Origin of the sequence: Streptomyces sp. NPDC086080 (assembly GCF_044540255.1) — a bacterium.
Lineage (GTDB): Bacteria > Actinomycetota > Actinomycetes > Streptomycetales > Streptomycetaceae > Streptomyces.
In genome coordinates, this window is sequence record NZ_JBITRU010000097.1 from 1 (window position 1) to 2,102 (window position 2,102).

The 2,102-nt window shown below is 65.2% G+C and carries 2 protein-coding genes; both read right to left on the reverse strand.

The window, feature by feature from the left end:
* Positions 1-78 precede the first annotated feature (78 nt).
* The gene (locus tag ACIF9R_RS38190; protein ID WP_399987712.1) at positions 79-522 is read right to left on the reverse strand and encodes a Scr1 family TA system antitoxin-like transcriptional regulator; all 444 of its coding nucleotides are present in this window, start codon (positions 520-522) and stop codon (positions 79-81) included.
* 600 nt (positions 523-1,122) lie between these two features.
* Positions 1,123-1,913 (reverse strand): IS5 family transposase gene (locus ACIF9R_RS38195; protein WP_399987714.1). Its coding sequence is split into 2 segments (ribosomal slippage): positions 1,123-1,613 and positions 1,613-1,913, totalling 792 coding nucleotides; the frame shifts between segments, so codons are not numbered across the junction.
* Positions 1,914-2,102 lie beyond the last annotated feature (189 nt).

Below are 2,102 nucleotides of genomic sequence, written 5' to 3' on the forward strand. Positions count from 1 at the left end.
CAGCCGCGTCACCCACGACATCCACATCCACCGCCTCGACCCCGAGAAGGAGATCAACACCGAGCTACAAAAAGCCGCTTAGGAAGCGACGTTGGCCACCAGACCGTCGATTTCCCTGGGGCTCGCCCCCGGCTCCCCCGCTGTGAACAGTGCACGCATGTAAGCCTCAGTCTGGAGCAGTCCGGGAATGATGCTCGCGCCGAAAGCCTGAATCCGCGTCGCCTTCGCCTCCAGTTCAAGGCAGTGATCGAACCGCCTCGGCGTGTGCTCGCGCTTCACCGCGCCCCACAGCCCCTGGAACAACTCCCCAGTCCCGAACGCCGCGTCCAGCTTTTCCGAGATCGGAGGCAGCGGAAGCCGTTCACCCGTCTCCACTCCGTGCAGATGCGTCTTGCTGTAGTTGACGATGTCCGACATCCGGTCCAACGACAGACCGGCGAGTTGGCGTTGGCGGCGCAGTTCCACTCCGTACAGGTCGCGGGCGGAGGCGGCGGGTTCGAGGTTCCGGGCGGGCTGGGTCATCCGGGTTCTCCTTCGTGGATACCCCGTCCTTTAGAACTCATAACACGATCTTGCTGGCGTGCCAGGGCTGGCCGGGGCGCTGTTGAGAGATTGCCGGTGCCGAGGCCGTTCACGGGCTACGCCGGAATCATGCTGGGATGAAGCTCGGCCACCAGGGTGGGACATTGCCCGGGCACAACAGGGCAGGGTAGGAGTCCGGCATGCCGAGCCATGTGACAAGGAACCAGGCGAACCATAGGGCGAAGATGAGCCCTGCAGCCAGGGCTGTCCTGCGATGACGTCTTCCGAGGGTGCTGTGCAGGGTCACCAACGGAACCGCAGCGGCGATCCATATCAGAGGCGCAAGAACCAGCAAAGTCATGCCGTTGGCTGCTGCATTGATGCCGATGTCACAAGCAGCCCATGCATTCCCTATGGCAGCAGTGGAAACCACTGCGGTCAGTCCACCGAAGAGGACACCGAGGCCAGTTCCTCTGAACCGGCGGCTCGGAGGGCTCGACGGCACGGCTCCCATGATCGTCTCCCCTGCCTCGCCGTAGGTGCGGAGGGTACCAACGTTCTGAAGCAGCCCGCTGGGGCCCTGGGCTGCCCTGACACCGGTCAGTTGTTTTCGGGCTCCCGAAGCCGTCGCCAGCAGATGAGACTGCAGGCCAGGGAGACGAAGGCGTCGTGGAGTTCGGTGCGGCGTTCCCAGTGGACGGCGAGGCGTTTGAACTGGTGGAGCAGAGCGAAGGTCTGCTCGACGACGTAGCGGAGCTTGCCCAGGCCCTTGATGTTCGGTGATCCCTTGCGGGAGATTACGGGCAGGATCCGTCGGCGACGCAACTCGTCGCGGTGGGCATTGGAGTCGTATCCCTTGTCACCGAGTAGGGCTTCCGGCCTGCGGCGGGGCCGGCCGGGGCGGCCCGCGACGGGCGGGACGCCGTCGACCAGGGCGAGGGTCTGGGTGACGTCGTTGACGTTGGCCGCAGTCGTGATGACCTTGAGCGGGGTGCCGCGTCCGTCGCAGATCAGGTGGTGTTTGCTGCCCGTTTTCCGCCGGTCGACCGGCGACGGACCGGTGTCGGCGCCCCCTTCGCACGGATGTGAGAGCCGTCCACGCACGCACGTGACCAGTCGAGTTCGTCGGCCGCGTTCAGCTTTGCGAGCAGAACCCGGTGCAGCCGGTCGAAGACTCCTGCTTTCTGCCACCGCTCCAGACGCCGCCAGCAGGTCTGCCCTGAGCCGAACCCCAGCTCCAGGGGCAGGAGTTGCCAGGCTATGTCGTTGTAGAGGACGAACAGGACGCCCTGAAGGCAGAGCCGATCTGCCACCGGTCGTGGCCCCGGGGACCGCTCCGGCCACGGCGGCAGCAACGGCTCGATCAGCGCCCACAACTCATCGTCCACGATCCACGGTCGAGTACCCACACCCCGCGAACGGCCGAATCGTCACACCGGTTACACCCCACCAGCACGCTTCAACAAGATCGTGTTACGAGCTCTTAGGGCGGGGAGGAAACGAAGCTCCTGTGGAGCAGGGCAGGGAAAGCCGGTTCGCTGCCAGGGCGGACCGGCGTCCACCTTCAACTGCCCGCACTC

What these genes read in the sequence shown, in the direction of transcription:
- ACIF9R_RS38190 (WP_399987712.1), bottom strand. Translation starts at nt 522, where the DNA reads ATGACCCAGCCCGCCCGGAACCTCGAACCCGCCGCCTCCGCCCGCGAC.